General features: G+C 50.2%; 2 protein-coding genes. One reads left to right on the top strand and one right to left on the bottom strand.

From position 1 onward, the window contains the following. Positions 1-276 precede the first annotated feature (276 nt). The gene (locus C4F37_RS28125) at positions 277-816 is read left to right on the top strand and encodes a rep protein (protein ID WP_229997960.1); all 540 of its coding nucleotides are present in this window, start codon (positions 277-279) and stop codon (positions 814-816) included. Between the two features lie 173 nt (positions 817-989). Here C4F37_RS28125 and C4F37_RS26980 read toward each other — a convergent pair whose 3' ends face one another. After that, positions 990-1,430 carry a hypothetical protein gene (locus tag C4F37_RS26980; protein ID WP_000031238.1) on the bottom strand — a complete coding sequence of 147 codons (441 nt, stop codon included), beginning with the start codon at positions 1,428-1,430 and terminating at the stop codon, positions 990-992. Positions 1,431-1,724 lie beyond the last annotated feature (294 nt).

The raw sequence follows: 1,724 nt of genomic DNA, 5'->3' as shown, positions 1-1,724 counted from the left end.
TGGGGTGTCGGGGCGCAGCCATGACCCAGTCACGTAGCGATAGCGGAGTGTATACTGGCTTACTCCTCTGCAAGCCTCGTCAGCTGTGATTTTTGCCAGATTTCGTGGTTTTCACGTTCAACAGCTCCTGCACGTTTTTTGCCGTCCGTTCACCGTTAAACTCCGCAGAAATCGGGACAGGATGTGCAAATGTAATACCGTCACCCGCGACGATATTCCGTTTGCCATCTGGTCAGGGCTTCACCCCGACACCCCGCATCAGTGCGTACGTGCTCAATGTGGTTTCCGGTTCTCTTCCGCTTCCTCGCCCACTCGCTCACTACGTTCGGTCGCTGGGGCTGCGGCGAGCGGTGTCACCTCTCGCATATTGCCTGTGATTCCGTTGTTGTTCTTTCGGGGATGAGTCGTCAGATAGCCCTTCAAACGCGCTCAGAAGCTCTCAGACGCACGAAACGGGTTTTAAATGCCCGTCAGGGCATGGAAGGCGCGAAAAACGCTTACAGAGGCTCTCAGGAGGTCAGGCGCGCCGATACCCCTAACCAGGGGCTTTCAGGTCGCCAGGAACCGCGCCAGCCCCCTGCAAAGCCCAACTGCACGGAACAGGCAGTCACTCAGCTGGTAGGTGGTCGTAGACCGTTGATATTACAGCAATGGGGGTCTGGGGTTCTCCCCAGACGGTTTCCGGTTGCGCTCAAGGCGCTGCCGAAACCGTGGCAAACGATGGCGAAGATTAGATTGAGCGCGTTTCTGGCGCTTGCTGCTAACACAAACCATCCCATGGTTGGTTTATGCCAGAAACGCGCGGAAGTGTTTTAGCGTATTGCCCGATCAACGTCTAGTCACAGGACCTGTTCGAATTGCGTAGTTCTGGAGAACGGGGGTGCAAAAAATGCAAGGGATTTTGAGGCGGCAAAAGAGCAATGCAGGATAGACAATCATGGTCAAAACGTTAACACGTAGCCCCTGATTGTCCGCCTGCCGCTGGCTCTTTAAATTCGGCCGCCCTGAATGACACTAAAGCCGTTTTTGAGTGCCTTTTTGTGGTTGGTTACGGTGCCTTTCCAACCAAATTGTTCATTCAGCCGGTATGTTTTTGATCTGCCAACTTTAGGTCCCTCAAAGATCACCCCAACATCCAGTAGCGCGCGAACGGCGCGACTAACATTCGTTTTCTGCATCCCTAAAGTTTCAGCAATATCTGCTTGGGCGATCTGAATGAAGTTTTCGTAATCCAGATCTGCAAGCATCAGCATTAAGACCTTGAATTGCTCCCCGGTTAATTCCTTAGCCAAGATCCGTAATGCGTCTTGATTCATGGTGAAATGCCTCTGAAATGCTGATTTTTGTTTAGGGCGGATAACGGCAACGAAGCCGCCGATAATCTCACCCTGGTCATTTATCTGAGTGATTCTCTCGACATCCTTACTCATCTTTGAACCCTATTTGAGTTATCAATAATGATAACAGTGTTATCATTATTGATAACTATGTCAACTGTAACCCTTAGATTTTATTAATGTTTTTATTCTCCTTTCTGTATCTTTATATTAGGCATCTAACGCATTGATTCCATTAGATATTTATCCTAGCTGCTCTTTGGGGTGTCGGGGCGCAGCCATGACCCAGTCACGTAGCGATAGCGGAGTGTATACTGGCTTACTCCTCTGCAAGCCTCGTCAGCTGTGATTTTTGCCAGATTTCGTGGTTTTCACGTTCAACAGCTC

This window comes from Escherichia sp. R1, from assembly GCF_003000935.1.
Taxonomy (GTDB): Bacteria; Pseudomonadota; Gammaproteobacteria; order Enterobacterales; family Enterobacteriaceae; genus Escherichia; species Escherichia coli.
This window is presented reverse-complemented; position numbering and strand designations above follow the sequence as displayed.